This is a genomic window from Rhizobium sp. BK376, assembly GCF_004341625.1.
Classification (GTDB): Bacteria; Pseudomonadota; Alphaproteobacteria; order Rhizobiales; family Rhizobiaceae; genus Rhizobium.
The window spans coordinates 284,003-309,888 of record NZ_SLZG01000003.1 but is presented as its reverse complement, the minus strand read 5'-3'; the positions used below and the strand labels follow the sequence as shown (position 1 = coordinate 309,888).

At 60.1% G+C, this 25,886-nt stretch carries 28 protein-coding genes and 1 tRNA gene; 14 read left to right on the top strand and 15 right to left on the bottom strand.

Annotated elements, in window-relative coordinates; all coding sequences use genetic code 11:
* Window positions 1-21: 21 nt before the first annotated feature.
* Window positions 22-672 (bottom strand): TetR family transcriptional regulator, encoded by a 651-nt coding sequence (locus tag EV561_RS09950; RefSeq protein ID WP_132520827.1) that lies wholly within the window; start codon window positions 670-672, stop codon window positions 22-24.
* Window positions 672-1,388 carry a methyltransferase domain-containing protein gene (locus EV561_RS09945; RefSeq protein ID WP_132520824.1) on the bottom strand — a complete coding sequence of 239 codons (717 nt, stop codon included), beginning with the start codon at window positions 1,386-1,388 and terminating at the stop codon, window positions 672-674. The genes EV561_RS09950 and EV561_RS09945 overlap by 1 nt, the downstream gene beginning before the upstream one ends.
* Before the next feature lie 219 nt (window positions 1,389-1,607).
* Between EV561_RS09945 and EV561_RS09940 the strand changes: the two genes are divergently transcribed.
* From EV561_RS09940 to EV561_RS09925, 4 genes are all read left to right on the top strand, one after another.
* Window positions 1,608-2,555, top strand: coding sequence for an SDR family oxidoreductase (locus tag EV561_RS09940; protein ID WP_132520821.1), 948 nt, complete (start codon window positions 1,608-1,610; stop codon window positions 2,553-2,555).
* A 194-nt stretch (window positions 2,556-2,749) separates the two neighbouring features.
* Entirely contained in the window at window positions 2,750-3,469 is a 720-nt protein-coding gene (locus EV561_RS09935) for a hypothetical protein (protein ID WP_207910509.1), read from the top strand.
* Between the two features lie 121 nt (window positions 3,470-3,590).
* Window positions 3,591-4,040, top strand: a complete 450-nt coding sequence (locus EV561_RS09930; protein ID WP_132520818.1) for a MarR family transcriptional regulator — start codon at window positions 3,591-3,593, stop codon at window positions 4,038-4,040.
* Window positions 4,037-5,578, top strand: coding sequence for an MDR family MFS transporter (locus tag EV561_RS09925; protein ID WP_132520815.1), 1,542 nt, complete (start codon window positions 4,037-4,039; stop codon window positions 5,576-5,578). Before EV561_RS09930 ends, EV561_RS09925 begins: the two co-directional genes overlap by 4 nt.
* Window positions 5,579-5,605: 27 nt before the next feature.
* Here EV561_RS09925 and EV561_RS09920 read toward each other — a convergent pair whose 3' ends face one another.
* Window positions 5,606-6,028, bottom strand: a complete 423-nt coding sequence (locus EV561_RS09920; protein WP_132520812.1) for a lipocalin-like domain-containing protein — start codon at window positions 6,026-6,028, stop codon at window positions 5,606-5,608.
* A gap of 92 nt (window positions 6,029-6,120) precedes the next feature.
* On the opposite strand from EV561_RS09920, the gene EV561_RS09915 reads away from it, so the two are divergent.
* A complete protein-coding gene (locus tag EV561_RS09915; protein ID WP_132520809.1) occupies window positions 6,121-6,594 on the top strand; it encodes a nuclear transport factor 2 family protein in 474 nt (157 codons plus the stop codon).
* A gap of 74 nt (window positions 6,595-6,668) precedes the next feature.
* Here the strand turns inward: EV561_RS09915 and EV561_RS09910 are convergent, their stop codons facing one another.
* The 3 genes from EV561_RS09910 to EV561_RS37125 form a co-directional block, all read right to left on the bottom strand.
* On the bottom strand, window positions 6,669-7,706 hold the full coding sequence (locus tag EV561_RS09910; protein ID WP_132520806.1) for an MBL fold metallo-hydrolase: 1,038 nt from the start codon (window positions 7,704-7,706) through the stop codon (window positions 6,669-6,671).
* Between the two features lie 51 nt (window positions 7,707-7,757).
* Window positions 7,758-8,417: a peroxiredoxin gene (locus tag EV561_RS09905; RefSeq protein WP_132520803.1), complete on the bottom strand. Its 660-nt coding sequence runs from the start codon at window positions 8,415-8,417 to the stop codon at window positions 7,758-7,760.
* 172 nt (window positions 8,418-8,589) lie between these two features.
* A complete protein-coding gene (locus EV561_RS37125) occupies window positions 8,590-8,763 on the bottom strand; it encodes a hypothetical protein (RefSeq protein WP_165927784.1) in 174 nt (57 codons plus the stop codon).
* Window positions 8,764-9,151: 388 nt separating this feature from the next.
* Here EV561_RS37125 and EV561_RS09900 point away from each other — a divergent pair, with 388 nt between their 5' ends.
* On the top strand, window positions 9,152-9,364 hold the full coding sequence (locus EV561_RS09900; protein WP_132520800.1) for a hypothetical protein: 213 nt from the start codon (window positions 9,152-9,154) through the stop codon (window positions 9,362-9,364).
* 77 nt (window positions 9,365-9,441) lie between these two features.
* On the opposite strand, the gene EV561_RS09895 is transcribed toward EV561_RS09900, so the two are convergent.
* The 3 genes from EV561_RS09895 to EV561_RS09885 all read right to left on the bottom strand — a co-directional run bounded on the left by EV561_RS09895 (window position 9,442) and on the right by EV561_RS09885 (window position 13,378).
* A tRNA-Arg gene (locus EV561_RS09895) sits at window positions 9,442-9,518 on the bottom strand.
* Between the two features lie 126 nt (window positions 9,519-9,644).
* Window positions 9,645-11,159, bottom strand: coding sequence for a HAMP domain-containing sensor histidine kinase (locus EV561_RS09890; protein WP_132520797.1), 1,515 nt, complete (start codon window positions 11,157-11,159; stop codon window positions 9,645-9,647).
* 215 nt (window positions 11,160-11,374) lie between these two features.
* Window positions 11,375-13,378, bottom strand: a complete 2,004-nt coding sequence (locus tag EV561_RS09885; RefSeq protein ID WP_132520794.1) for a methyl-accepting chemotaxis protein — start codon at window positions 13,376-13,378, stop codon at window positions 11,375-11,377.
* A 447-nt stretch (window positions 13,379-13,825) separates the two neighbouring features.
* Here EV561_RS09885 and rpmH point away from each other — a divergent pair, with 447 nt between their 5' ends.
* From rpmH to yidC, 3 genes are read left to right on the top strand one after another with little or no spacing between them, the layout of a single operon-like run.
* On the top strand, window positions 13,826-13,960 hold the full coding sequence (gene rpmH, locus EV561_RS09880; RefSeq protein ID WP_016552555.1) for a 50S ribosomal protein L34: 135 nt from the start codon (window positions 13,826-13,828) through the stop codon (window positions 13,958-13,960).
* Window positions 13,961-13,991: 31 nt separating this feature from the next.
* On the top strand, window positions 13,992-14,381 hold the full coding sequence (gene rnpA, locus EV561_RS09875; RefSeq protein WP_188079900.1) for a ribonuclease P protein component: 390 nt from the start codon (window positions 13,992-13,994) through the stop codon (window positions 14,379-14,381).
* Complete coding sequence (gene yidC / locus EV561_RS09870) at window positions 14,381-16,204, top strand: membrane protein insertase YidC (protein ID WP_132520788.1); 1,824 nt, start codon at window positions 14,381-14,383, stop codon at window positions 16,202-16,204. Before rnpA ends, yidC begins: the two co-directional genes overlap by 1 nt.
* A gap of 92 nt (window positions 16,205-16,296) precedes the next feature.
* On the opposite strand, the gene EV561_RS09865 is transcribed toward yidC, so the two are convergent.
* Together EV561_RS09865 and EV561_RS09860 are read right to left on the bottom strand one after the other, a co-directional pair.
* Complete coding sequence (locus EV561_RS09865) at window positions 16,297-17,016, bottom strand: DUF1194 domain-containing protein (RefSeq protein ID WP_165927783.1); 720 nt, start codon at window positions 17,014-17,016, stop codon at window positions 16,297-16,299.
* A gap of 135 nt (window positions 17,017-17,151) precedes the next feature.
* Window positions 17,152-18,117 (bottom strand): lytic transglycosylase domain-containing protein, encoded by a 966-nt coding sequence (locus EV561_RS09860; protein WP_245512638.1) that lies wholly within the window; start codon window positions 18,115-18,117, stop codon window positions 17,152-17,154.
* Between the two features lie 191 nt (window positions 18,118-18,308).
* Between EV561_RS09860 and yihA the strand changes: the two genes are divergently transcribed.
* Window positions 18,309-18,971, top strand: coding sequence for a ribosome biogenesis GTP-binding protein YihA/YsxC (gene yihA, locus EV561_RS09855; protein ID WP_132520782.1), 663 nt, complete (start codon window positions 18,309-18,311; stop codon window positions 18,969-18,971).
* A gap of 57 nt (window positions 18,972-19,028) precedes the next feature.
* Here the strand turns inward: yihA and EV561_RS09850 are convergent, their stop codons facing one another.
* The 3 genes from EV561_RS09850 to EV561_RS09840 all read right to left on the bottom strand — a co-directional run bounded on the left by EV561_RS09850 (window position 19,029) and on the right by EV561_RS09840 (window position 21,020).
* Window positions 19,029-19,586: a fasciclin domain-containing protein gene (locus EV561_RS09850; RefSeq protein ID WP_132520779.1), complete on the bottom strand. Its 558-nt coding sequence runs from the start codon at window positions 19,584-19,586 to the stop codon at window positions 19,029-19,031.
* Between the two features lie 190 nt (window positions 19,587-19,776).
* The gene (locus tag EV561_RS09845; RefSeq protein ID WP_132520776.1) at window positions 19,777-20,484 is read right to left on the bottom strand and encodes an anti-sigma factor; all 708 of its coding nucleotides are present in this window, start codon (window positions 20,482-20,484) and stop codon (window positions 19,777-19,779) included.
* A complete protein-coding gene (locus EV561_RS09840) occupies window positions 20,481-21,020 on the bottom strand; it encodes a sigma-70 family RNA polymerase sigma factor (RefSeq protein WP_132520773.1) in 540 nt (179 codons plus the stop codon). The genes EV561_RS09845 and EV561_RS09840 overlap by 4 nt, the downstream gene beginning before the upstream one ends.
* A gap of 173 nt (window positions 21,021-21,193) precedes the next feature.
* Between EV561_RS09840 and argB the strand changes: the two genes are divergently transcribed.
* From argB to EV561_RS09825, 3 genes are all read left to right on the top strand, one after another.
* The gene (gene argB / locus EV561_RS09835; RefSeq protein ID WP_132520770.1) at window positions 21,194-22,081 is read left to right on the top strand and encodes an acetylglutamate kinase; all 888 of its coding nucleotides are present in this window, start codon (window positions 21,194-21,196) and stop codon (window positions 22,079-22,081) included.
* A 233-nt stretch (window positions 22,082-22,314) separates the two neighbouring features.
* Window positions 22,315-23,874 carry a DHA2 family efflux MFS transporter permease subunit gene (locus tag EV561_RS09830; RefSeq protein WP_132520767.1) on the top strand — a complete coding sequence of 520 codons (1,560 nt, stop codon included), beginning with the start codon at window positions 22,315-22,317 and terminating at the stop codon, window positions 23,872-23,874.
* Window positions 23,875-23,917: 43 nt separating this feature from the next.
* Window positions 23,918-24,256, top strand: coding sequence for a DUF2147 domain-containing protein (locus tag EV561_RS09825; protein WP_132520764.1), 339 nt, complete (start codon window positions 23,918-23,920; stop codon window positions 24,254-24,256).
* A 16-nt stretch (window positions 24,257-24,272) separates the two neighbouring features.
* On the opposite strand, the gene EV561_RS09820 is transcribed toward EV561_RS09825, so the two are convergent.
* On the bottom strand, window positions 24,273-25,037 hold the full coding sequence (locus tag EV561_RS09820) for an isocitrate lyase/phosphoenolpyruvate mutase family protein (RefSeq protein WP_132520761.1): 765 nt from the start codon (window positions 25,035-25,037) through the stop codon (window positions 24,273-24,275).
* A 134-nt stretch (window positions 25,038-25,171) separates the two neighbouring features.
* Here EV561_RS09820 and EV561_RS09815 point away from each other — a divergent pair, with 134 nt between their 5' ends.
* Window positions 25,172-25,876, top strand: coding sequence for a pyrimidine 5'-nucleotidase (locus tag EV561_RS09815; RefSeq protein ID WP_132520758.1), 705 nt, complete (start codon window positions 25,172-25,174; stop codon window positions 25,874-25,876).
* Window positions 25,877-25,886 lie beyond the last annotated feature (10 nt).

Sequence of the window (25,886 nt, the reverse complement as noted above, 5' to 3'; positions counted from 1 at the left end):
TTTGCTGGAATTGCTGTGGGGTCAACCTTTAACACTCTCAGAGTTGATCTCTTTACCGAAGCTTGCCAGCACCTTCCAGAGGTCGCGGAAGATCTCACGTGCGAAGGCCTCGAGCGGCCCCTTTTCTGGCATTTGGTGCCATCTTTCACCGCCGGCGCGCATTGCACCGACGACGATGGCGGAGAGAAGACGCATCCGAAAACGCTCTTCCTCGCTATCGCCCGTGCGTGCAGACAGCGCCTCGGTCAATTTCTGCTCGAGCTTGGTGTATTTGAGCTGGTCGCGGGCGCAGAGCGCCGGCGTGTTGCGGATAAGATCGCCGAGCGCCATGCTCTGCGGATCGGCAGCGGCAACGATGGCTGAGGTCAGGGATTCCTCGATGACCTTGACGACCGGCTCGCCGGCAGGCCGGGCGGAAATGGCGGCCGCGAGCCCATCGGCAAAGGCATCCTGCCAGGCAAAGACAACCTCTTCCTTGCTTGGAAAATAGTCGAAGAAGCTGCGCTTGGAGACGTCAGCCGCCTCCGTGATATCCTCGATCGTCGTTGCCTCGAAGCCGCGCTCAAGGAAGAGTCTCATGGCCGCCTGCTCAATGCGTTCCCGCGTCTGGCGCCGCTTGCGCTCGCGGCGACCTTCCCTCACATCCCCGTCCATATGCCTGTCGTCTGCCATTAAAGTCTCGATTCCGTCCCCGCCGCCTCCATCGCATTGCTTCTGGCTGCCAGTTCGGCAGCAAGTGTCGCGATATCGGCGTTCACATCCCTGCTACGATATCTGTGCTTGCGAGGCGAGACCTCAAGCGGCTTTCGACGCGAAATCCGGTAGACGCTGGCGGGAGGCAGGTTTCGCACTGTTCCGCCGACACAGACAGCGTCAAGGCCAAGCCGATCGAGGATATAGCGCGGCACCGGGCAACGCGGGCCATAGGTAAACTGATAGAAGGCGCCTCCTGACTTCAGGACGCTGAAGGCGCCGCCCACGATGCCGGTGATCATCAGCGGCGGCATCGAAAGAAGCGGCAGCCCGCTGACAACGGCACCAAAGGGCGAGTTCTCAAACAAGCCGCATTGGGCAATCCGGGACGCGTCCATCTGCAGCACCCGAGCATGCGGAAAACGCTCCTTCAGGACATCGGCAAACTTGGAGCCGAATTCGATGAGCGTAAGATCCGCTTCATCGATGCCACGGGAGAGAAGAGCCCGCGTGAAGACGCCGGTTCCCGGCCCAAGTTCCAACACACGACCGTTCTCCATCGCAATTTCCCGCGTCATGATCCGCGCAAGCGTTTCTCCCGATGGTGCGATTGCCGAAACCTGCCGGGGATTGGTGATCCAGGAGCGGAAGAACTGCACGAAATCGGAGCATGCCGTGGCCGAAACTGCATTCATTGAGACTATCCAATCTTTGACGACGATTTCGAATATGGCGCAGAGGTAGGGCGGAACAGCGTGGCAATTCAAAGGCATGAAGGCCTCCAGCCATGGCAATTTCACGTCACAATGGCGCGATATCCAAATGCATAATTATAACTATTGTATTTTTGCATTAAGTGCAATATTTATATTTTCGCTCCGGTCACCCAACCTCTGGCTTAGAGGAGAAACCTAATGTCGAATTTCACCATCAGGGATATTCCACCGCAAACAGGCCGTATTGCAGTCATCACCGGCGCCACCAGCGGCATCGGCTACGAGACGGCCAAGGCGCTTGCAGGCGCCGGTGCGCGCGTGATCGTTGCCTCGCGCAATGAGAAAAAGGGTGCCGAGGTGCTCGCGAGTATCCGTGCAACCCATGCCGGTGCCGAAGTCTCCTTCGAGCCGCTGGATCTTTCGCGCCTCTCGTCGGTGGCGGATTGCGCGAGGCGCATTGCGGATTCCGTTTCCCACATCGATCTACTGATCAACAATGCGGGCGTCATGTCCATCCCGACGCGGCACGAAACGGTTGACGGGTTCGAGATGCAGTTCGGTGCGAACTATGTCGGCCATTTCGCGCTCAACATGAGGCTTCTGCCAAAAGTCTTTGCCGCGCGCATGCCGCGCGTCGTCACGGTCAGCAGCCTTGCCCACCGGGGCGGCAGGATCGACTTCGACGATCTGCAGGCAAAACAGCGCTATACGCCCTGGAAGGCCTACTGCCAGTCGAAGCTTGCGACGCTCATGTTCAGCCTGGAGCTGGAGCGACGCGCACGCGCCGCCGGCTGGAACCTGATGAGCACGGCCGCCCATCCCGGCTATGCCCGCACCGGCCTGCAGAGCGCCGGCCGATCATGGGATCGCGATACCATGTCCGCACTCGAACGGCTCGGCAGTTTTCTGGAGCCTTACCTTTCCCATTCGGCTGCCGAGGGCGCCCTGCCTACACTTCTCGCCGCTACCTCGCCGAGCGCCCAGGGCGGCGCCATGTATGGACCCAACGGCTTCTACGAACTCAAGGGGCCGCCGAAACTTGCGAAGATCGTACCGCGCGCACTGGACAAGGCTGTGTGGAAGCGGCTCTGGGACGTCTCCGAGGGATTGACGGGATTGAGGATCCCGGTGCCTGAGGCAGCCTGAACGGCCGGCCGATCCCGCCAGCCCCGCGTAAGTTTATGATCATACGATCGGGCCAATGGAGTTCATTGGCCGGTCATCGGGCCATGGCGGGCGCCATCTTGCCCATCGTGCCGACGGTTGCCGGAGAGCTTTAATCCGTCATCGCGGCGCCGGCGGCATTTTGCCGGGGTGCCTTACCCAGGGAAAATGCACTCATGGTTTCCGCGCTCGCTACAACCCGCCTGATATCGGCCCAGCTCGCCCTGCAGATGCTGCAGACCGACGTGCCCACGTCTTCAAGCTCTGATGATCCCCTGCTGGGAGATTTCGGCGATGTTTCCAACCTGCCATCACAATCCCAGGCATCGCTGACCAGCCTGCTCAACGGTCTCCCGTCTACCGACCAGACCAGTGCGAGCGACCCTACTACCGGCGCCAGCACCGATGATCCGGACATGACGTCTTCCGATTTCATGTCGCTTTTGCAGAGCAATCTTCAGACCGCGGTCCAGAACGGCGACAGCGGCCAGGCCCAGGCGATGCTGAATGCAATCGCGAATGGCACGCTGACGGTCACCGACCCGACCGCCGGCCAGTCCATCACGGCCTGGAACCCGGATAATTCCGACAACACGGGTTCTACCAGCACGGACACCACCAGCAACGACGCGACCACGGTTCCGACGCAGGACTGGAACGATTTTCTCAACGCCCATCTGACCCGCGGCTCGGACGCCGCCTTCGTCAAGAACAGCGACGGCAGCTACACCGACAAGGTCACGGGGGAGGAATCCTATTTCGGCCAGGTCGGCAACCAGTTCTATTACCTCAGCTGGCCGGCGGCGTCGGCTGGATCTGCTGACTCAAGCGCATCCGGCTCGACCGCTTCCAGCACCGGCACAACGTCCTCCAGCTCGACGAATACCGGCGCCTGATCGGCTCCGCCTCTCTCATAGAAGCCCGCGCTCAATTATCCGTGCGCGGGCTTTTGCATGCTTGCTCTCCGGCGAAATGTTGGCCTATAGATAGGTAGGAAACCTATCTATAGGCTCTCTCATGGCGATCGACGGACTTTTGCAGGACATGGAAGATGCGATGGCGCTTGCGGAAGAGCTGCGCCCGGTGCTCCACCGTCTCTATCGGCAGCTTCGCCGTGAAAGCGACGATCCCAACATATCGCCGCTGCAGGCGCTGCTGCTGGTCGCCATCATCCGCCAGCCGGGGATCGGCGTGGCCGAACTGGCGCGTCTGGAAAAGCTGCGTGGCCCGACGATAAGCGGCCACATCAAGACGATGGAACAGGCGGGATACGTCACCCGCAGCGCGCCTGATCCAACGGACGGGCGCCGCAGCGGGCTGGTCGCTACGCCTGAAGGATGCGCTGTCATCGACAATATCAAGCGCCGGCGCACGGACTGGCTGGCCTTCGAGCTTTCGAAGCTATCCACATCCGAACGCAAGGCCATTCGCGGCGCCATTGGCCCGCTCGGAGAGATCGGCAAATGACGACAGGAAAGCAGAATACGGTGGCGGCTGCGCCACAGGATGGCGCTGGACAGCCGGATCGCCGCGAAATTCGCGCCGTCATACTGGGCCTGATGATCGTTCTCGGGCTGGGCGCGATCGACCAGAGCATCGTTGCGACCGCCCTGCCGCGCATCGTCAGCGACCTCGGCGGCATCACGCATCTCTCCTGGGTCGTCAGCGCCTATGTGCTTGCCTCCACCAGCACCATGCCGCTATATGGCAAGCTCAGCGACCAGTATGGCCGCAAGCCGTTGATCTACGTGGCAATCCTGATCTTCCTGCTCGGTTCGGTACTGAGCGGCGCAGCGCAAAGCCTGCTGCAGCTGATCATCTTCCGGGCCATACAGGGTATCGGTGCGGGAGGCTTGCTGCCGCTTGCTCAGATCATCATCGGCGATCTCGTTCCGCCTGCCCAGCGTGGCCGCAGCCAGGGCTCGATCGCTGCGGTCTTTGCCGTCTGCAGCGTCATCGGCCCGGTTCTCGGCGGCATCATCACCGATCTTCTGTCATGGCACTGGATCTTCTACGTCAACCTGCCGGTCGGCGCCGTCGCGCTCGTCATGATCGGCCGGGCGATGAAGCGGCCGCATCAGTCTCATAGCCGGCGGATCGATTATCTCGGCGCGGCGCTGCTCACCGTCAGCACGACGAGTTTCCTGCTGGTCCTCGCCCTCGGCGGCTCCGAATGGCCGTGGAATTCGCCCAATATCATCGGTCTTGCGGCACTGGCCCTGGTGGCCGGCATATTCTTCGTCTTCCATGTGCGCCGCGAACCCGAGCCCGTGTTGCCGCTCGACCTTTTCAATAATCGCACCTTCGTCGTCGCTTCCGTCGTCATGGCACTGGCTTTCATGGGCATGCTCGGGGCCAGCCTGTTCTTCCCGCTGTTCTTCCAGGTGGTCATGGGCGTGAGCGCTGCACATTCGGGCTTCCTAACGGGGCCGCTGATGATCGGCGTCGTCATCTCGTCCATGGTGAACGGTCGCGTGCTGCTGCCCCGGTCCGGCCGCTACAAGCCCGCGCAGGTCTTCGGACTGACGCTGGCGACGCTCGCGTTCGCGGTCTTGTCCTGGGGTGCTGCAACGAGCCAGGGTTTTGTCGTCATCGAGCCCGCCGTCTTTGCGCTCGGCCTCGGTCTCGGCCTTGTCATGCCGAACATGACGATCGCGGTTCAGAACGCCCTGCCCTTCACCCATCGCGGCGTCGGCACGGCGACGCTCGCCTTCTTCCGATCGCTCGGCGGCCTGATCGGCGTCACCGGTTCCGGCGCCATCCTGGCGCGCCAGGTGAGCGGCATGAACCTGCCGCCGCTGACGGAGGGCAATGTGGGCGCGCTTGCCAATGTCTCGCCGGAAACACAGGCGGCCGCTCTCGTGGTCTACCGGCGCGCGGTCGCAACGACCTTTACCGCAGGCACGATCATCGTTCTGCTCGCCCTGATCGTGCTGTTCTTCCTGCCGGAGGTTCCACTGCGGACTCATCACGGCGAACACAAGGATCAACCGGGCAAGCGATAGTCTTTCCGCCCGGTACTGCGAAAGACGTCAGACCTTTCGAAACCTCAGCCGGAAAATCACGGCTTCGCCCGTCCTCGGGTCGATTCCTGGCGCGTCGCTGATCAGAAGCTCGTCGCCGTCAAGCATGAAGGGACGGACAAGATCCATCTCCCAAATCGGGTTCCAGGCTCCCTCCACATGATGGATCACCTTGCCGTCTTCCAGAGTGTATGCGGCACAATAGGCGAGCATCGTGTCGAACAGCCCGATCTTTTCCTTGTCGGTTGGCGCCGAGGCCATGGGCTTGCCTCGGTCGCGACGAAAGACCGTCGCCATCATCCGGCCGTCCGCATGATAGGCGATGTAGCCGACGGGATTTGCGCCCATGGCATCGGCGATTTCGCCCGTTGCGACGACCTCGCGCGTCCAGGAGATCATTTTCCATGTTCCGAGCAGGGCGGTGTTTTCCATCTCGATCGTCCTTTCGAAAAGAAGCGTACCATAAGTTGCGACATTGCTAAAATAAGCGCAAATTCATCTCATCGAAGAGGAGGGTTATTTCGATGGTTGACCGCAGCGAACTCGAAAGCACCGTTCGGACATTCTACAGCGCTCGAAACAGGAACGATCTCGACGCCATGATCGCAATGCTCGACCCGGACTGCAGCTTCCGTATCGCCGGAAGCAACCAGCTGGGGCCTATCACCCAGCTGGTCCGGGGCGAAGAATCCCTGCGGGCCGCCATGGGCGCACTCGTGGACGACTGGGACCTGTCGGAACTGCACATCATCAGCCTCCACGTCGATGGCAACACGGCCTTCGTCCACCGCGCCGGGAAAGTCTGCTTCGTTCCGTCAGGCGCAGTCATCGAGACCGAGCTGCTGGACAGGCTCACATTTTCAGACAGCGGCTTGATTACCGATTACCTGGAATTCATCGACACCCATCTGGTCGCGGATACGGCAGGCCTGCTGAGCCCCCAGGAGGCAATCCCTTTTGCCCCTGAGCCAGTCAGCGAGAGCCGCCTTCAGCTATAAGTTCAGACACAGGTTTGTCGCCGACGCGGGCAAAACGCGCCGGAGGGCGATCATATCAAAACGAGGCGTCATCGTTACCGCACGATCGGCCCATCCGCCTTCTTCCAGGCGTCGATGCCGCCCTCGATATGGCAGGCGCCTTTGAGACCGGCATCCTGGGCCGCCTGCACTGCCATGGCCGAGCGCTCGCCGAAGGCGCAATAGAAGACGATCCGCTTGCCTGTCGTCTCCGCCAGCTCATGCAGTACGCCGCCGATGCCGATATTTTCCAGCAAGTCGGGATAGGGCGCATGCAGCGCGCCCGGGATCGTTCCGTGCCTTTCACGCTCCGACCTTTCGCGCAGGTCCACGATCGCGATGTCGGGACGGCCCCTCAGCACCATGGCATCAGCGGCTGAAACGGCCCAGCCCTTCCGCGCGATCTCGTCCTGATGCAGGCCGACATGGATGTTGGCCGGCACGGCCACATCCATCATCTTCGGATTGGGCAGGTTCAGATTGTTCATCAGGTCGATATATTCATCGACCGATTTTACCCGCAGGCGCGGATTGAACATCTTTTCCTCGCCAATGGTCGAGACGGTGTCGCCCTTGTAGTCATGCGCGGGGTAGAGCAGCGTTTCATCCGGCAATTTGAGCAGCTTGTTGAAGATGGAATTATACTGGTCGCGCGGATTGCCGTTCTGGAAATCGGTGCGGCCGGTGCCGCGAATGAGCAGCGTGTCGCCGGTGAAGACGCGACCGCCCATCAGGAAGGAATAGGAATCGTCCGTGTGCCCGGGCGTATAGAGCACATCCAGGCTCAGCCCCTCGATCGAGACACGATCACCTTCGGTGACGCGCATGGAAACGACGTCGGCAAGGGTCTGCTCACCCATGACCGTCGTGCAGTGGGTGCGGTCGCGCAGAGCACCCAGTCCGGTGACGTGGTCGGCATGCAGATGGGTGTCGACGGCCTTGACCAGCTTGAGGTCGAGCTCCTCGATGAGCTTGAGGTAGCGGTCGACCTTCTCAAGCACGGGATCGATAATCAACGCCTCACCGCCGCGTCGGCTGGCAATGAGGTAGGTATATGTGCCGGAAACGCTGTCGAAAAGCTGGCGGAAGATCACAGTCGGCTCCCTTTGCGCAAATCTGCCCGGATATAGGAATGCTGGTCGCTATCACTTTGGCTGCGGCACGATGCGGATATAGGGCTTCGGCGCAAGCCAGCCTTCCGGATAGAGCGCCCTTGCTTCCTCGTCGCTGACGGAGCCGGCGATGATGACCTTTTCCCCACGCTTCCAGTTGACCGGCGTCGCGACCCTGTGGCTCGCCGTCAGCTGGAGTGAGTCGATCACCCGCAGGACCTCATCGAAATTGCGGCCTGTCGTCATCGGATAGACCATGATCAGCTTGATCTTCTTGTCCGGGCCGATGACGAAAACGTTGCGGACGGTCTGGTTATCGGCCGGCGTACGCTTTGTCGGATCGCCAGATACCGGCGCCGGAAGCATGCCGTACAGTTTCGATACATTGTAGTCGACGTCTGCGATCATCGGGAAATTCGGGGCAGCGCCCTGTGTTTCCTGGATATCCTTTGCCCAACCCGCATGGCGGTCGAGCGGATCGACCGAGAGGCCGATGATCTTGACACCGCGCTTGTCGAATTCGGGTTTGATCCTCGCCATATAGCCGAGTTCGGTCGTGCAAACGGGCGTGTAGTCCTTGGGATGCGAGAAAAGCACAGCCCAGGAATCTCCCATCCAGTGATGAAACCGTATCGGGCCTTCGGTTGTCTGCGCGTGAAAATCCGGAGCCGTATCGTTGATCGCAAGAGTCATCGCACCCTCCTACCCTTGAAAGAAGCTTTTCAAGATCTTCGTGGACGTATTTTCTTATATTTTAGCATTTTAAGCAATGTTAACTCTTTGTACCCAGGTGAATGTAGCAATGAAGCCTAAAACCAGAAAACCCCGCTCTATGGCGGGGTTTCCGGTCTGAATTCTGACGCAGCTAGTTGCTTCCGTCGTTGGCGCGGGACTTAGGCCCCACCTTGGCTGTCGCGGAAGCGGTTTTGCCATCGGGCTGCTGACCGAAATAGGTACCGCCGAGATGACCGCCGGCGCTGGTATTTTCGACCTGCCGCTCGGTCCTCTTCTGGATTTCGTGTGCATCGGTCTTGCTCATTATCGTCTCCATTGTTGAGGTGGTGACCTATTCTCAACGACCGAACGCCGATGCCGTTCCGATTTTTCTATGTATTCCTTATCGTTTTGGCACGATCCCCTAGATTGGCGCGGGTTGTTTGACGGGGCTGCAGCCATACAATGAAACACATCGAATCGTTTTCCTCATCCGATGCTCCCCTGATGAAGGTTCCCAGGAAAACCTTCCCCCTGGCCGGCTCCCTTAGCCGGCCTTCTTTTTGGGAGATCAACCTGATTGCCGCCAGATAAAAATGTGGCGCCGGACGGGATGAAAGCAGAAGTTGCTGTGCTATCGTGGCGTCGACCAAGTCTTAAGGCCCGCCTCAGAATGAAGGTTCGGCCGAGGCACATTGCACCGGAGCCTCAAAATGACAGTTGTTCAGGAAGATTCTTCAACCACGGTCCCCTCGCATCCGGAGGAGATGAAATCAGTCTTCGATCTGCGCGTGGGGAAGTACATTACCTTACAGGGCAGTGCCCGGATAACGCCGGCGGGCGTGATCAGCACCGGCATCGCGGTCGCCGCCGTGGCGCTTGCATTTGGCTATCTCAGCGCGTCCACCAGGCGCCGCAGGTATTAGGTCGACGCATATCGAGTCAAGAAGCCAATCGCCTAGCAGCAACTATCGCGTCAGTATTCTTAGAAAAAGGAGAGAAATGGCGCACCCGAAGAGATTCGAACTCCTGACCCCCAGATTCGTAGTCTGGTGCTCTATCCAGCTGAGCTACGGGTGCGTGTTGCAGCGATGTTGTTAACCGCTGGCGTGGGCGATCCTCTAAAGGGTCCGGTCGGTGAAAGCAAGTACCCTTTGTCAAAAAAACGTAATTTTCCTTCGCGGTCGCGAGATGGGTTCGCGAAGCTCAGTTTTCGTGGACGTTGCGGTTACGATAGTCGTCGAGTGAGACGGGGCGATCGGGGATTTCGATGCGGAATTGCGTGCCGGCTGCCGGCTTTTCCACAAGCGCGATCGTGCCGCCATGGGCAAGCACGAGTTCGCGCGCGATCGCAAGGCCAAGGCCGGTGCCGCCCGATCGAGCCGAGCCGCGGAAAGCGGTGAAGAGGTTTTCGCGCGCCTTCAACGGCATGCCGGGGCCGGTATCGTCGACAGTTATGCCGACGACGCTGCCCAGGCGATGGGCCGACACGGTGATGCGGCGAATGCTGTCCGGCTCGGTCTCGCCATAGGCAACGAGGGCCTGATGGGCGTTGCGGCAGAGATTGTGGATCACGCGGAAGAGCTGCTCGCTGTCGGCGTCGACCTCCAGGTCACGCCCGATCTGCTCGCTGAATTCGATGCCGCTCTCCGGATCGATCGCCAGAATGTCCCTCACCTCTTCGATGAGATCCTGAAGCCGCAGGCGACGGCGCTTCGGCGCCGATTCCGAGGTCTGGCCATAGGACAGCACCTCGGTCGTGTAACCGACGGCGCGGTCGATGGTGCGCAGCAGCTTGGGCGCAAACCGCTTGACCATCGGGTCATCGACATCGACCAGGCGGTCCGACATGAGCTGGGCAGAGGACAGGATATTGCGCATGTCGTGATTGATCTTCGAGACCGCGAGGCCGAGGGCAGCGAGGTTCTTCTGCTGCTTCAGCGTCTTCTGAAGCTGCGACTGCATATTGGCCAGATGCCGTCCGGCGACCGAGAGCTCGTCGCGCCCGTTATCGGGCACAAGCACGCGCCGTTCGTCTTCCGGATCCTCGGCATAGGTCTGCATGCTGTCGGTCAAGCGCCGGATGGGGCGGATCATGATGCGGTTGATGGCAAAGAAAATCAGCGTCGCGGTGAAGAGCGAGATCAGGATCGACACGAGGAAGACATTGATGGAATAGCTGATCATCGCCTTGCGCAGCAGCGTATCGCGCAGGACCACCTCGACGCCCATGTTGGAACTTCCAACCGGGCCGAAGACGCGAATGATCCGATCGCCGCCGAACAGAAGCGTGTCGAGCGCATCGCAGATCGTCGAGGGCAGCGAGACATTGGTCAAATCATACTGGTCGTCGACGGAGGACGGCATCTGGGCGGTTGCCAGCAGCCTGGAGGTGCCATCCTTGCGCAGCACGATGGCGCGCGTGCCTGTCGCCATCAGGGTTTCTCGCTGCAATTCGCGCGGCAGCTCGACCGGCTGTAGTCCGTCGATGACGATTGCCGCGGCGGCCGCCGTATTCAGGCGATCCTCGAGCCAGCGTATGCGCATGTTGGCGATCGAGGGGAGAAAGATCAGCACTTCGGCGAGCATGACGAAGACGACGGTGAGCAGCAGGAGCTTGCCGGACAGGCCGCCGAATATGCCTGTAGGGCGGCTCAGAAGCGACGACCCCTTGGCGGAAGCCCCACCGCTGGCGGCACTCGTATCCTGCCTCATGTCCATTCCGGATATTCCCGCTTCATTGCAAGGCGCGCCTGGCAAAGCCGGCGTTGGACGCGATAATAAGGGATCGCAACCGATTTTCCAATCTCTCCCCAGGCGAATCTAGAGCCCGCTTACTTTGCCTGGATTCCGCGTAGGAATGCGACAGGGCGCAGATGATATGAAAAGCGCCGCGCGTTGCCGCACGGCGCTTCGTCAGGCGCTTGCCTGATCGATCAGAATTCTTCCCAATCCTGCTGGGCCACGGCTGCATTTCCGCCACCGGAGAAAGCCCTCGCGACCTTGCCAACCATGCGTCGCGCCGGCGACCCCATGGCGGCATGCGACTGCGAACGGACCAAGGTGGGCGCGGCGGGTGCCGCATTGCCGACCTTGAAGCGAGAGATCAGGCGCAGCAGGCCATCGGCTTCGCCGGAGAGCTTGTGAGTGGCGGCAGAGGTTTCCTCGACCATCGCGGCATTCTGCTGGGTCACCTGGTCCATCTGGTTGACGGCGGTATTGACCTCCTGAAGGCCGGTCGCCTGTTCGCGGGCAGCAGTGGCGATAGAGTGGATGTGATCGTTGATCGCAAGAACGCGGGTCTCGATTTCGCCCAGCGTCTCGCCGGTCGCCTGCACCAGCTTGACCCCGACCTGCACTTCACCGCCGGACTTGGTGATCAGCGCCTTGATGTCCTTGGCGGCGGTGGCGGAGCGTTGCGCCAGTTCGCGCACTTCCTGGGCGACGACGGCAAAGCCCTTGCCCGCCTCGCCGGCGCGGGCGGCTTCGACGCCGGCATTCAGCGCCAGAAGGTTTGTCTGGAAGGCGATCTCGTCGATGACGCTGATGATCTGGCTGATTTCGCGGGAGGCCTGTTCGATGCGGCCCATGGCAGCGACGGCATCGCGCACGACAACGCCGGAACGGGCTGCATTTTCCTTGGCCTCCGTCACCATCGTGCTCGCTTCCTGGGCCCGAGCCGTCGAATTCTGCACGACGGCGGTGATCTCGTCGAGCGCGGCCGAGGTCTCTTCCAGTGCGGCGGCCTGCTGTTCGGTGCGCTTGGAGAGATCGTCGCTGGCGTGACGCAGCTCGTTGCTGTTGCCGGTGATCGACTGCGTGGTCTCGTGGACCTCTCGCATCGTCTTCTGCAGGATTGCCAGCGTGCTGTTGACGTTCTGCTGCAGTTCGGCGAAAGCACCCTGGAAACTGCCGCGCATGGTCTGTGTCAAATCGCCCTCGGCAAGGCTTGCGATCACGCGACGGGTCTCGGTGACGCCGGTATCGACGCCGGACAGAAGCTCGTTGATGTTGCGGGCGAAACGGTTGAGGTTGGCGTCCTCGTAGTCCTTCTCGATGCGGCGGCTGAAATCGCCTTCCGCGGCAGAGGCAACGACGAGCGACATGCTGGATTGCAGATCGTCGCTCTTGGCGCGCATGGCAGTTTCCTGCGCGTTCATCCGCCTCACCGCAAGACCATTCTGCTTGAAGACCTCGACGGCAGCAGCCATCTCGCCGATTTCATCCCTGCGTCCGGCGAAGGGAACAGCCGCATCGAAATTGCCCTCGGCAACCTCCTTGATGGCATTCGTCACCTTCTTGATCGGGCGGCTGAGATGGGCAGTGCCGATATAGAAGCCCATGCTGACACCCGCTCCGATACCAAGGGCAATAATTCCAAGCACCAGCCAGAAGACGATGCTGCGGAAAACCTCCAGATCGGCATTTACCTCATCGAGCGCATCCTTGTCGGTCTGTACGACGGCGTCGATCTCGGCCTGGAAGGCCTTGCGGTTGGCTCTGTTGGCGTCGTTGTTACCCTGCTTGTTTGCAGCGTCGGGGCTCTCGACCGTTCCGAGCCGCGCGGTCTCGGTGCGGAAAGTCCGGAATTCCTGGGCGCGGGCCAGCAATTTGTCGAATTCAGGCTTTTCGCTTGCCGGAACGAGCGGCGACCATGAGGCAAAGCCCTTATCGATCTCGTCAAGATCCTTCATCAATCCGTCTGCGAAGGGCTTTGCTTCCTTCGTCGAGCCCGAAGCATAGATCCCACGGGACTCCATGACGACGGCCGTGACGTAGCGGTTCAGCCGCTCGCCCATATAGGCGCGGCTCGCCGCCTGCTCGTAGGCCTGCAGCTTTTCATTGTATTGGCGCATCGCATAAAGGGCAGTCACGCCAATCAGCAACGCCGCACAGGCCATGACGGAAACGAGCAGGTTAATCTTGCCGCGAATATTCAACGGTGTATCTCCTTGGGGCGGAGAACAGAAGTTCCCCGGATATACCGCTCAAGATTGACTAAAATGCTTAATGTTACCTTGCGCCGTCCCTAATATAGATCGGCGGAAAATTCATACAGTTGCACATGATTCTCTTCGGGAAAGCGTAAAAATTGCGAAATACTGAGGTTGCTTGGCTGGAAAGAGCAAACTGCGGATATTTTCCAGATCAAAAGCACAACTTAGGGAAACATGCCTGAAGCCACATAGCGCGAGGCGCGAACCTATCAAGGAATATCTCGCCCGAGATGAATCTGCCCGGCGATAATTGACTTCGAGAGCCTTCAACCTTATAAGCCCGCGCACGCTCGATCTTGGAGCCTGCTTTTGCGGGCCTGTTCGCGCTGCATAACGCTCCTTGCTAAAATGCAAACTCAAGAAGGGCCGCACTCCGCGGTGTTAAAATAAATGAAGCGTACCTATCAACCATCCAAGCTTGTCCGCAAGCGTCGTCACGGTTTCCGTGCGCGCATGGCAACGAAGGGCGGCCGCAAGGTCATCGTTGCCCGTCGTGCCCGTGGCCGCAAGCGTCTTTCGGCCTAAGGCCGGAATGCCCGATAGAGATGGCGGGCGAATGACGAATAATCGACCAGAAAAGACTGTCGGGCGGCTGAAAAGCCGGCCGCAGTTTCTTGCTGTTCGGGAGGGAGAAAAGCGCCGCGGCAGCTTCTTCCTGATCGAGGCACTCGATCGCAAAGAGCCCGATACCGATCCTCGCGTCGGCTTTACCGTTACCAAAAAACACGGAAACGCGGTGGAAAGAAACCGCATGCGGCGCCGGCTGAAAGAAGCGGTGCGTCTCCATGGCGGAATTGCAATGCAGCCCGGACACGACTATGTGGTTGTCGCGCGGCGTGAGGTATTGACTGCGCCCTTCGATGTGCTGGCCGACGAGCTCGTCGCCCGCTTCGAAAACAGGCAGAAACACCGGCGGTCCCGTGAGGACCGCCCCAGGAAGGTATGATGCAAAACAACCGCAATTACTTCATCGCGATTGGCCTGTCTGTGCTGATTGTCCTAGCCTGGCAGTTTCTTTACATGAATCCGCGCATCGAAGCGCAGCGCAAGGCCGACGAATTGGCCAAGGCGCAGCAGCACACGACGCAGCAAGCCCAGACGGGACAGGCCCAAACGGGTCAAGCACAAACGCCGGCGGCAGGCACGGGTGCTCCGGTCAACGGCTCTCTTCCGGCGACCGGCCAGTCGACGCCGACGGTGGAGACCGTTGATGAAGCGCTTGCCAAGACCCCGCGCGTCATCATCGACACCCCGGCGCTTACGGGCTCGATCAATCTCGTCGGCGCCCGCCTCGACGACCTGAAGTTCAAGAATTACCATGAGACCGTCGACAAGAGCAGCCCGATCGTCACGCTCTTCGCACCGGCCGACACCAAGGACGGCTACTTTACCGAACTCGGCTATGTCGGCGACGCAGCCGCAGGCACCGCGCCCGGCCCCGGCACGCAATGGAAGCTCGCAAGCGGCGACAAGCTGACGGAGAAGACGCCGGTCACGCTGACCTACACGAACGACAAGGGCGTCACCTTCAGCCGCACGATCTCCGTCGACGATCACTATATGTTTACCGTGGCCGACAAGATCAGCAACGCCGGTCAGGCCCCGGTCGCGCTTTCGAGCTATGGCCGCGTCACGCGCTACAACAAGCCTCTCGTCGCCTCGACCTATGTCCTTCACGAAGGGTTCATCGGCGTGGTCGGCGACAGCCTGCTCGAATACAAGTACGCGGCTGTCGAAAAGGAAAATGTTGCGCCTCCGAGGGCGACAGGCGGCTGGCTCGGCATAACGGACAAGTATTGGGCCGCAACGATGGTGCCGCCGCAGACCGGCGCCTATGATGCCCGCTTCTCGCACTTCACCGATGGAACGCCGCGTTTCCAGGCCGACTACAAGCAGGAAGCTGTGACCATCGCTCCCGGCCAGTCCGTCGACCTGAAGAACCTCGTCTTTGCCGGCGCCAAGGAAGTGCCCGTTATCGATCAGTATGAGCAGACCTATTCGATCCCGCGCTTCGACCGCCTGATCGACTGGGGCTGGTTCTATTTCATCACCAAGCCGATGTTCAAGCTGATGGACTTTTTCTATCACTTCTTCGGCAATTTCGGGGTCGCGATCCTCTGCACGACCATCGTCGTCAAGGCGCTGTTCTTCCCGCTCGCCAGCAAGCAATATGCATCCATGGCGAACATGAAGCGCATGCAGCCGAAGATGGAAGAGCTGAAGAAGAAATTCGGAGACGACAAAATGGGGCTGCAGCAGGCAACGATGCAGCTCTACAAGGAAGAGAAGATCAATCCGATCGCCGGCTGCTGGCCGATCGCCTTCCAGATCCCGATCTTCTTCTCGCTCTACAAGGTGATCTACATCACCATCGAGATGCGCCACGCGCCGTTCTTCGGCTGGATCCGCGACCTTTCCGCGCCGGACCCGACCTCGATCGTCAACCTGTTCGGCCTGCTGCCGTTTGCCGCTCCGACGGTTCTGCATCTCGGCGTATGGCCGCTGATCATGGGCGTCACCATGTTCCTGCAGATGCGCATGAACCCGACCCCGCCGGACCCGACCCAGGCAATGATCTTCAACTGGATGCCGCTGATCTTCATGTTCATGCTGTCGAGCTTCCCTGCCGGCCTCGTGATCTACTGGGCCTGGAACAACACGCTCTCGGTCATCCAGCAGTCGATCATCATGAAGCGCCATGGCGTGAAGGTGGAACTCTTCGACAACCTAAAGGGTCTCTTCCGACGAAAACCGGAACCATCGAAATAAACTCAAAAAGCCCCGCTTCGGCGGGGCTTTTTCGTATCGGGGATACAGTTATCCCGATTCCACATTTGCGTGGTTGCGAATTCGCAGAAATCCTATCTGGCTTCATCGAAGGCGAAATATCCGCTAGCTCCGTACGATAGTTCCGCAACGAGCTTTTTCCTGATGGCAACGGAATAATCCGCATATTTGTTGATATGCATGACGAAGGCGTCCGACCCGAGGACGACATGTCCAGCGTAATAGCGGGCAAGGTCTCCCCCATCGTCGGATATGGCCAGCCCGTTGATCGTTACGCGCATTTCTTTCGCGCGACGGCGCGCGTGATGCAGCGAGATAACGTTTTCCCGCTTTGGACCCAGGGTTTCCCGACCGTCACCCGAGATGTCGATGACCGATCGGCGGGCGCATAGATCGGAAGACGAAAGTCGGTCAAGCGCCGCCCAGATGCCATTACCAATGTCGGTATTGCCATAAACCGCCCGGAGATTGGTTTCGATCTTGCGTGCGAAGAACTCTGCGCCCTCTCCACGGTTCACAACGACCCAATCCAGCTCTTGCGATGGCAGCTGGCCGTCGCCCCAGAACACCGCGGACACCGCAACGATCCCTGCCCCTTTCATTGCGTGTAGAACGGCCTTGTCACGGAATGCCGTCGCTATCGAACTGGTCTGGAACCGATACTCTCCTTCATCGACACTATCGGAGCCGTCTACCGCGAGAACAAGCGCGACATCGACGCAGCCAAGCGCTGGAAACACCGTGCCTGCAATGTGGAACAGTGCGGAAGACAGACATAGCAACGTCGGTCGCATGGCCCCCCACCCATGTTTGGATTCATCGAAACCAAACCAGAGGCATAATATCATGGCTGCGAGTGAAACTCTGTAACCCAAAAGATTGGAATCGGCCGCCGAACGGAGCGGCCATGCCATCCGTCGTAAGCTGATTCAATTCTTGAAGACGGTGCAGGCGCCGCCGGCGGAGCGGATCTGGGCGCAGACCTTGTCCGCCTCGGGCCTGGTCTGTCTCGCGATGCGGGCAACATAGCGCGGCCGGAAGCCAAAGCTTCTGTCGCGCTTGCGGAAAATCAGAGGCTGTTCGGCATTCAGCGGCGCCGGTAGGCGATTGACGACTCGGAAGAAGAGGCTGCGGGCGACCTGTCCCTGCGGGTTCGAAGCGAGCTGGACGCCCCAGGGCGCCCATATGCCCTCCGGCTGGAAGGCGGGTTCCTTCAGGTTTTTCGTCCGGGCGAGCGCAACGCAGGCGTCAACGAAGGACTTGTCCTTGTCGAGGGGAGCGGCCGCGACGTCAGGCGGCGTATTCTTCCATTCGTCGGCGGTGTGACCGGTGATCGAAAGCACGTAGCCGCGCGTTTCATAGGGAAGGCCGCCCGAGGCAAGGAAGTTGGACAAGCCGGCCTCTCCTGCATTGTATGCGGCGGCGGCCAGACCGAGATTGCCGAAGCGATTGCGAAGTTCGTCCAGATATTCCGCCGAGGCGCGCAAGGATTTCAACACGTCGAGGCTGTCTTCCAGTCCGCGAAGCTTTGCCGTTCCCGGCATGAACTGGGCGATCCCCTGCGCACCTTTCATGCTCAGCGCATCCGGCTGGAACCGGCTTTCCTTCCAGATCAGCCTTGCAAAGTAATCCGGCGGCAGCCTGTTGGCGCCCGCGAAGTGCTCGATCGCGCCGCAGAGATCCTTGTCATAGCTTTCCTTGCGAATGCAGAGCGTTGCTCCGGGATCGGTCTGAGAGGGGCCGAGATACATGCAGCCTGAAAGAGCCGGCTTGGGGTCCGGATGTGGCTCCGGCTGGGCGCTGGCCGGCTGGGCGGCGGAATGGAAAAACGGGATGGAAACGCAGAGGGTAAGGATCGTCCTCAGGACGCGGGACTGCTGGTCACTCTTTTCCAACCGGTCACCTCAGCTTCTTCGATACCGATACAAGCATTCCCTCAAGCCGCGGGGCAGAGACTAATATACTTTTTAGCATCGGCAAATATGTGTCATACGCACGGTTGGCCCGGTCCGCGGGCGCTTTCCCTTGACAATCGGACGCAAAAGCCTGAATCGGTCCGCTTCCCTGATATGAGAGACGAGACAGAATGGCCGGAACGACGGAAAAGGATGACAAGCCCCTCTTCGGGCGCCCCTGGATCTTTATCCGCGGCGTGCCGGCGATGAAGTTCCTTCCCCCCGAAGGGCCACCGGAAGTCGCTTTCGCGGGCCGCTCCAATGTCGGCAAGTCGTCGCTGATCAATGCGCTGGTGGGTCACAAAGGTCTGGCGCGCACCTCGAATACGCCGGGCCGCACGCAGGAGCTCAATTATTTCGTGCCCGAGGGCTATTCCGGCGAAGCGGGCGACCTGCCGCCGATGGCGCTGGTCGACATGCCGGGCTATGGCTATGCCCAGGCGCCGAAGGAGCATGTCGATGCCTGGACCAAGCTCGTCTTCGATTATCTGCGCGGCCGTTCGACGCTGAAGCGCGTCTACCTGCTGATCGACAGCCGTCACGGCATCAAGAAGAATGACGAGGAGGTCATGACCTTGCTCGACAAGGCAGCCGTTTCCTATCAGGTGGTGCTGACGAAGACGGACAAGATCAAGGAAGCGGGTGTGCCGAGGCTGATTGCCGAGACGACCGAAAAGATCCGCAAGCGGCCTGCAGCCTATCCCGGGATTATCGCGACCTCCTCCGAAAAGAACGAGGGGCTGGACGAGTTGCGCCGCGCGATCGGCGATACGGTCGAGATAGCCAATATCTGACGCAAAAGGGCCGCCGCACCCGATCGGGCAAGCGACGGCCAAAGCTGCCGAGAAACCTTACATTTTCGGCAACAGGACCTTGTCGATCACGTGGATCACGCCGTTCGACTGCTTCACGTCGGCAATGGTGACGTGAGCGGTGCCCCCGGCCTCATCAGTCAGGGTTATCTTGCCGCCCTTGTCCATTGCCTTGATGGTGCAGCCGCCGACTGTCTTCAGGTCGTATTCGCCACCATTGCCCATTGTCATCTTCTTGATGGCCGAGGCCATCTCATCGCCGGCGACGACATGGCAGGTAAGGATCTTCACGAGTTGCGCCTTGTTCTCCGGCTTCAGCAGCGTCTGAACCGTGCCGGGCGGCAGTTTATTGAAAGCCTCATTGGTCGGAGCGAAAACGGTGAACGGGCCTTTGCCCTCAAGCGTATCGACAAGGCCGCCAGCCTTGACGGCGGCGACCAGCGTGGTGTGATCCTTGGAGTTCACGGCGTTTTCGACGATGTTCTTCGTCGCATACATCGGCGCGCCGCCGACGACAGGGTTCTTCGCATAGGCGAGGCTCGAGCCAGCCGAAAGCGCTGCCGCAATCGCAACGATGCGGATCGTAGTCCTGATCATATGTCTAATCCTCTTCCTCTTTTGGCCCCCTATCGCAGCTTGCCTTAGCGCTTGCCGTTCATCGCCGGGGGTATTGGAAGTACGAAGAGGCCGGAAAAAGAGTTTCAGCCGAAATGAGATTCTTCAAAACCCGCGGCGCACTTCATCGCTGCCGCCCGTAGCGGTGACGGAGACCGTTTCGAAGAATCGTTCAGGGGATACGCGCGGTGCCCGAGGCCACGACGTCGCCGGTCGGCTTGCCGGTCGGCGAACCGCCGAAGGGCTCGATGCTGACGGCAAGCACGTCGCCCTCGGAGATCTGGCCGCGAATATTCTGCGGGATCGCGAGTTCGCCCTCGCCCGTCTGCGGCAGGACGCCAAGGGCGATCGCGGGATCGCTGCCCTTGATCAGCCACAGCTCCAGCGATTTTTCCTCAGGCTGGCCCGAGGCCACGGGTGTCACGCGCAGCTTGCCGCTTTGGGCGTTATAGCTCGCCATCAAGGCAATGGCGCTGTTCTGAGCCGAGAGGGCCGCTACCAACGGCTTGCCGCCCTGTTGAGGCTTGATGAGGTTGGCGTTGAAAATGACGACGCCGGCAGCAAACACGAGAGAGGCAAGCGCCACGACGCGCCAGAGCAGCAAGGAATTCCAAAGATTTCCGCCCGCGCGATACTCGCCGAATATCCGCTGCTCGATCTTCGGAAAGACCGCCGCCGAAGGCACGATGCTCTCATATTCCTCATTGAAGCCGGAAAGGTTCTGTTCCCAGCGGGTAACGATCGCGGCAAACTGCCGGTCGCTGCGCATCCGCTTTTCCACCTTCTGCCGATCTTCCAGCGAGAGCACTCCAAGCACATATTCACCGGCGAGCACCTCGTCGCGGGAGCGTCCCCCTTTGCTTTGATCCGGTGTGGTCATCGGTCCATGCACTCTCTCAGTTTGATCAGGCTTCGGCGCAGCCATGTGCGCATCGTATTCAGCGGAACCGCATATTGCTCTGCAAGTTCCTGGTAGCTCAGACCTTCGGCATAGGCGCTTCTAACAGCCTGTGCACGATCAGCTTCCAACTCTTCCATGCACCTGTCAATCCGCCTTCCCTCTCCCTTTATCTCCGCCTGGCGTTCGGGCCCTGGCTCGGCGTCCGCCAGATCGTAGACCGTGTCGATTTCGTCCGCCACAGGCTTTCTCGAGCGTATCATATCAATCGATTGATTGCGCGCGATTGCCATCAGCCACGGCATGGCCGGGTTGTCGGATGCGGCAAAACGATCAGAGCGCTGCCAGATCTTCACGTAGGTTTCCTGGAGAGATTCTTCTGCATCGGTCCTGTCTTTCAGGATACGGAAACATGCGGCAAAGAGTTTCGGACTTGTTTTCTTGTAGAGATCGGAAAACGCATTTTGATCCTGCAGAGCAACACGGCTGATAAGCACGGCGATATCGTCACTGGCCATCAAATCCCTCGAATGCGTCCAAAGTTGATCATATTCGTAAAATCACATGGACAGCAAGCCATGCAGGCTCGTCGCCACAGCCTCTAGTACGCAGAAAACTAATCCCGAGATCATTATTCCATCTGTCAAAAAGTTGAGATAAAAGGCCGCGATCAATTCCCAAGGGGTATGCCATGAACGAGTCCGAGAGCGAAATCCAAGCACGTCTTCTGGCCCAGGCGCTGCCCTTCATGCAGCGCTACGAAAACAAGACGATCGTGGTGAAATATGGCGGCCACGCCATGGGCAATCCCGAACTCGGCAAGGCTTTCGCCAGCGACATCGCTCTCCTCAAGCAATCCGGCGTCAATCCGATCGTCGTCCACGGCGGCGGGCCGCAGATCGGCGCGATGCTGAGCAAGATGGGCATCGAATCGAAATTCGAAGGCGGCCTTCGCGTCACCGACGCCAAGACGGTCGAAATCGTCGAGATGGTTCTTGCCGGCTCGATCAACAAGGAGATCGTCGCCCTCATCAACCAGACCGGCGAATGGGCGATCGGCCTCTGCGGCAAGGATGGCAACATGGTCTTCGCCGAAAAGGCGCGAAAGACCATAAAGGACCCGGATTCCAACATCGAGCGGGTGCTCGATCTCGGCTTCGTCGGCGAGGTGGTCGAGGTCGACCGCACGTTGCTCGACCTGCTTGCCCGCTCGGAAATGATCCCGGTCATCGCCCCGGTTGCTCCCGGCCGCGACGGCGCGACCTATAACATCAACGCCGATACTTTCGCCGGCGCCATCGCCGGTGCGCTGAACGCTACCCGCCTGCTTTTCCTGACGGATGTTCCCGGCGTTCTCGACAAGCAGGGCAATCTCATCAAGGAACTCTCCGTCGCCCAGGCGCATGCCCTGATCGCCGACGGCACGATCTCCGGCGGCATGATCCCGAAGGTCGAGACCTGCATCGATGCGATCAAGGCGGGTGTCCAGGGCGTCGTCATTCTGAACGGCAAGACGGCCCATTCGGTCCTGCTCGAGATCTTTACCGAGCACGGCGTCGGAACATTGATCGTCCCCTGAGCGATCGGTTCCAGAGGCTTATACGGCGGCGGCAATGCGATACACATCATCGTGTTGCCGCAGGAAAAACGCGCCGCAACCGGTCCATCCGGCTTCTTTCTTCATTCGAACTGTGATGTTGTCTCCGCCGAAATAGCGGTGCATGCCTCAGCCGTGGCATCCGACAGGCCGGCCGGCGGGGTCGCGCTGTCATTTGCAAGGGCCGACAACGCCGCCCTGGCCGGAATCATCACATGTCGAAATCGTCCGAAGCCGTGCATCCCGAAGGAACGTCGGCCGTCGTCTGGGCCGGCTTCATCGCCATGTGCGCCGGCATGTTCATGGCGATACTCGACGTCCAGGTCGTGGCCACATCCCTGCCGACGATCCAGTCTGCCCTCGACATCGATCCCGACCAGATGAGCTGGATACAGACCGCCTATCTCATCGCCGAGGTGGTCGCCATTCCGCTGACCGGCTTTCTGACGAGGCTGCTGTCGATGCGCTGGCTTTTCGTCACGGCGCTCGGCCTGTTCGTGTTCGCCTCTGCAGGCTGCGCGTCCAGCGGAAGTTTCGGTGAGCTCGTCGCATGGCGCGTGCTGCAAGGCTTTTCCGGCGGAACGCTGATACCCTCGGTGTTTTCTGCCGTCTTCATCCTGTTTCCCGAGCGACGGCAGGCTGTCGCCACGACCATTGCCGGCGTCCTTGCGGTTCTTGCTCCAACGGTCGGGCCGATCGTTGGAGGCTGGCTCACGGAGACCTACTCCTGGCACTGGCTGTTTCTCATCAATATTCTTCCCGGTATTGCCGCGGCTCTTGTTGCGGGATCGTTTCTGCCCAGGCGAAAAATTGACCTCTCCGAACTCCGGCAGCTCGACGTCCTGTCCCTGGTCGTGATGGCGATTGCGCTGACAAGCCTGGAGCTTTCCCTGAAAGAGGCGCCGACCAACGGCTGGATATCGCCTTGGGTAATCGGCCTGCTTGCACTGTTTCTTGCTGCCGGATCTCTTTTCGTCTGGCGATCGCGCCGCAAACGGCATCCTGTCGTCGATCTTCATAATTTCCGCGACCGGAATTTCGTGGCGGGCTGCATTCTCAGTTTCGTGCTTGGGATCGGCCTGTTCGGTTCCGTCTATCTGATGCCGGTTTTCCTCGCTTTCATCAGGGGACACAATGCGCTGGAGATCGGAATGACCATGCTGGTCACCGGCATCGTCCAACTGATCACGGCGCCGATCGCCGTCGCGCTGGAAAAGCGCATGGACGCGCGCCTGCTCTCGGCGATTGGCTTTGCGCTTTTTGCGCTCGGGCTTGGAATGAGCACCTTCCAGGACCCGCGATCGGATTACGATGCGATGTTCTGGCCGCAGGTCATTCGCGGCGCCGCCATCATGTTCTGCCTGCTGCCGCCGACGCGCCTGGCGCTCGGCACGCTGCCGCCGGAGCGCATTCCCGATGCCAGCGGCCTTTTCAATCTGATGCGCAATCTCGGCGGCGCCATCGGGATCGCGCTGATCGATACGGTCATCTACACCCGATCGGAGCCGCTCGGGCAAAAGCTATGGGAGCGTCTGCAAAGCGGCGACGCCGGCGCGGCGGCCTTCATCGGCGCACCGGCGCAGACTGTCATCGGACACACCGGCGCCTTTGATGCCGATGTGACGGCAACGCTTGATCCACTGGTCCAGACCGCCGCCAGCGTCGAGGCTATCAACGAGGCCTGGCTCGCCATCGCGATCCTGACGGCCTGCGCCATCCTCTGCGTGCCGTTTGCGAGAAAAGCGATGCCGCAGAGCGAGATTCAAAGTATATGAACTCGCCGGACGGCATGAAATTATCACAGTGCGGAGATTTCCAATGAGGACCCTATCGATCCTGGCGGCAACGTATTTGACGATGGCCGGCCTCGCCAATGCTTCCGACCCCCTGCTTGGAAACTGGAAAACGCAAAACGGCGAGACATCGGAGATCAGCCGTTGCGGTTCAGGCTACTGCATCACCGCCAAGACCGGACAATATGCGGGACGGCAGATCGGCACGTTCAGCGGCAAGGATGACAGCTACAGCGGCAAGATCACCGATCCGCAGACCAACAGGACCTATAGCGGAACGCTCAAGGTGTCGGGCGACAGCATAAAGCTGACGGGCTGCGCGATGAACGTGCTATGCAAGTCCCAGACTTGGACGCGCCGCTAATGCTGCATGAGCGCGGTCAGCGGTAGACCGCCGCAGCCTCGGCCTTCAGCCATTCGATCATCGCACGATAGGGTCCCGGGCCGTAGCTGATGCGGCTGACGCCGAGTTTGGCCATCGTGGCATTGTCGGGCGTCGTCGGGCGGACCATGATGTTGACCGGCAGGGCGACTTTTTCGCACAGCCCGCCGATCAAGTCAGGGTCGACTAGGCCGGGCGCGAAAAAGCCGCTGGCTCCGGCGGCTTCGAAGGCTTTGGCGCGATCGAGCGCTTCGTCCATGACGCCGGCATGTTTTGCGGTATCCGCCTCCTGCAGGAAGATGTCGGTGCGTGCGTTGATGAAAAGCGGCATGCCGCGGCGGTCGGCCATCGCGCGGATTGCACGGATACGCTCGGCCTGCAGCGCGATCGGATGAAGCCCGGCGCCGCCGACAGCCTGATCCTCGAAATTGATACCGACGGCGCCGGCATCGATAATCTTGGAGACATTGGCGGCGACATCGTCCGGCGCGACGGCATAGCCGCCCTCAAAATCGACGGAAAGCGGAAGATCGACGCCCGATGCGATCAGCCGGGCGATCTCGACCAGGAACGGCAAGGGGATATTTTCGCCATCGCCGAAACCGTGGGCGGCGGCGATCGACCAGCTTCCGGTCGCAAGCGCCTTGGCGCCTGAGGCAGCGACCGCGCCTGCCGTCCCGGCATCCCAGATGTTATAGAGAATAACCGGGCTGCCCTTGACATGCAGCGCCGTGAACGACTTTGCCTTCTCGACCTCACTCATCCCATTTCCTCCCCGAATTTGCGACGCTCTTACGTCATAGCGCCCGCCATACATGTCGGCAATGACAGCTGCTGACAGCATGGGCAGACATATTTCCATTTCCCTCGCCTGATACCCATGCCATAACGCCCGTCATGACACAGACAAAGACCAAGGCCGCCAAGGCCGATTTCGCTGATATCCGCGACTGGGTGTTCGATCTCGACAACACGCTCTATCCGCATCACGTCGATCTCTTCTCGCAGATCGACAAGAACATGACGGCCTATGTGTCGACGCTGCTGCAGATGGAGCGCGACGAGGCGCGGAAACTGCAGAAGCAGTACTATCTGGACCACGGCACGACGCTGCAGGGGCTGATGATCCATCATGGCGTCGACCCTGACGACTTCCTCGAAAAAGCGCATGCCATCGACTATTCGCACCTGATGCCGCAGCCGGAACTGGCTTCAGCCATCAAGGCGCTTCCGGGGCGGAAGTTCATCTTCACCAATGGCAGTGTCAGCCATGCGCGGGCGACGGCCGGCGCGCTTGGCATCCTCGATCATTTCGACGATATCTTCGATATCGTTGCGGCCGGCTATGTTCCCAAGCCCGCAAGCGCCACCTACGACAAGTTCATGGCGCTCAACCGGGTCGATACGAAAAAGGCGGTCATGTTCGAGGACCTGCCGCGCAATCTCACGGTCCCGAAAGCACTCGGCATGCGCACCGTGCTGCTCGTGCCGCAGAATCTCGAGGACACGGTGACCGAATGGTGGGAGCGGCACAGCGACGAGGACGGGAACGTCGACTACATCACCGACGATCTGACGGCATTTCTTAACGAAATTATCTAAGTCGCTGGAT

Bases quoted from the DNA above. Each gene is read 5' to 3' on its own strand.
- EV561_RS09920 (WP_132520812.1), bottom strand. From the start codon at position 6,028: ATGGAAAACACCGCCCTGCTCGGAACATGGAAAATGATCTCCTGGACG.
- EV561_RS09930 (WP_132520818.1), top strand. From the start codon at position 3,591: ATGGCGATCGACGGACTTTTGCAGGACATGGAAGATGCGATGGCGCTT.
- EV561_RS09840 (WP_132520773.1), bottom strand. From the start codon at position 21,020: ATGGCCAGTGACGATATCGCCGTGCTTATCAGCCGTGTTGCTCTGCAG.
- EV561_RS09865 (WP_165927783.1), bottom strand. From the start codon at position 17,016: ATGCGACCGACGTTGCTATGTCTGTCTTCCGCACTGTTCCACATTGCA.
- EV561_RS09925 (WP_132520815.1), top strand. From the start codon at position 4,037: ATGACGACAGGAAAGCAGAATACGGTGGCGGCTGCGCCACAGGATGGC.
- EV561_RS09945 (WP_132520824.1), bottom strand. From the start codon at position 1,388: ATGAATGCAGTTTCGGCCACGGCATGCTCCGATTTCGTGCAGTTCTTC.
- yidC (WP_132520788.1), top strand. From the start codon at position 14,381: ATGCAAAACAACCGCAATTACTTCATCGCGATTGGCCTGTCTGTGCTG.
- EV561_RS09815 (WP_132520758.1), top strand. From the start codon at position 25,172: ATGACACAGACAAAGACCAAGGCCGCCAAGGCCGATTTCGCTGATATC.
- EV561_RS37125 (WP_165927784.1), bottom strand. From the start codon at position 8,763: ATGAGCAAGACCGATGCACACGAAATCCAGAAGAGGACCGAGCGGCAG.
- EV561_RS09845 (WP_132520776.1), bottom strand. From the start codon at position 20,484: ATGACCACACCGGATCAAAGCAAAGGGGGACGCTCCCGCGACGAGGTG.
- EV561_RS09825 (WP_132520764.1), top strand. From the start codon at position 23,918: ATGAGGACCCTATCGATCCTGGCGGCAACGTATTTGACGATGGCCGGC.
- EV561_RS09935 (WP_207910509.1), top strand. From the start codon at position 2,750: ATGGTTTCCGCGCTCGCTACAACCCGCCTGATATCGGCCCAGCTCGCC.
- argB (WP_132520770.1), top strand. From the start codon at position 21,194: ATGAACGAGTCCGAGAGCGAAATCCAAGCACGTCTTCTGGCCCAGGCG.
- yihA (WP_132520782.1), top strand. From the start codon at position 18,309: ATGGCCGGAACGACGGAAAAGGATGACAAGCCCCTCTTCGGGCGCCCC.
- EV561_RS09915 (WP_132520809.1), top strand. From the start codon at position 6,121: ATGGTTGACCGCAGCGAACTCGAAAGCACCGTTCGGACATTCTACAGC.
- EV561_RS09820 (WP_132520761.1), bottom strand. From the start codon at position 25,037: ATGAGTGAGGTCGAGAAGGCAAAGTCGTTCACGGCGCTGCATGTCAAG.
- rnpA (WP_188079900.1), top strand. From the start codon at position 13,992: ATGACGAATAATCGACCAGAAAAGACTGTCGGGCGGCTGAAAAGCCGG.
- EV561_RS09940 (WP_132520821.1), top strand. From the start codon at position 1,608: ATGTCGAATTTCACCATCAGGGATATTCCACCGCAAACAGGCCGTATT.
- rpmH (WP_016552555.1), top strand. From the start codon at position 13,826: ATGAAGCGTACCTATCAACCATCCAAGCTTGTCCGCAAGCGTCGTCAC.
- EV561_RS09950 (WP_132520827.1), bottom strand. From the start codon at position 672: ATGGCAGACGACAGGCATATGGACGGGGATGTGAGGGAAGGTCGCCGC.
- EV561_RS09900 (WP_132520800.1), top strand. From the start codon at position 9,152: ATGACAGTTGTTCAGGAAGATTCTTCAACCACGGTCCCCTCGCATCCG.
- EV561_RS09905 (WP_132520803.1), bottom strand. From the start codon at position 8,417: ATGACTCTTGCGATCAACGATACGGCTCCGGATTTTCACGCGCAGACA.
- EV561_RS09890 (WP_132520797.1), bottom strand. From the start codon at position 11,159: ATGGACATGAGGCAGGATACGAGTGCCGCCAGCGGTGGGGCTTCCGCC.
- EV561_RS09850 (WP_132520779.1), bottom strand. From the start codon at position 19,586: ATGATCAGGACTACGATCCGCATCGTTGCGATTGCGGCAGCGCTTTCG.
- EV561_RS09830 (WP_132520767.1), top strand. From the start codon at position 22,315: ATGTCGAAATCGTCCGAAGCCGTGCATCCCGAAGGAACGTCGGCCGTC.